We start from the raw sequence: 382 nt of genomic DNA on the forward strand, positions 1-382 counted from the left end.
GAGTCCCGTAGAGAGGCTCGTATCACTGACGAATTAAATGCCCGTGTTGCCAAAATAGAAGAAGAGGGTGGCGGCTATGATGAAGTCAGAGCGGTTAGGGTTGAAATGTTTGGTGTTGAAGCAGCTGAACGTTTCGATACTTTGGATCAGGAGCGCGCTCAATGGCAAGCGCGTATTGATAGTTTTCTGGATCAACGACAAGAAATCCTATTGATAGAAGGCTTGAGTGCTGAAGAGCGTCAGGCTCAAGTTGATACATTACGTGCCAGTCAATTTGACTCACGCGAGCAGATTCGAGTGAAAGTTTACGAGCGCAAAGCTGACGTTTAGCCCATCTATTCATTGAGCACTGAACTAACTTTGTGTAGCATCCTCTGTGTTT

Annotated in this window: 1 protein-coding gene; it reads left to right on the forward strand. The window is 46.1% G+C overall.

Translation table 11 applies throughout. The features are described from left to right. A partial coding sequence (locus A3766_RS10400) for a lipase secretion chaperone (protein ID WP_304440963.1) occupies nt 1-330 on the forward strand: 330 nt, incomplete at its 5' end. Nucleotides 331-382: the final 52 nt, after the last annotated feature.

It is taken from the genome of Oleiphilus sp. HI0132 (assembly GCF_001635845.1).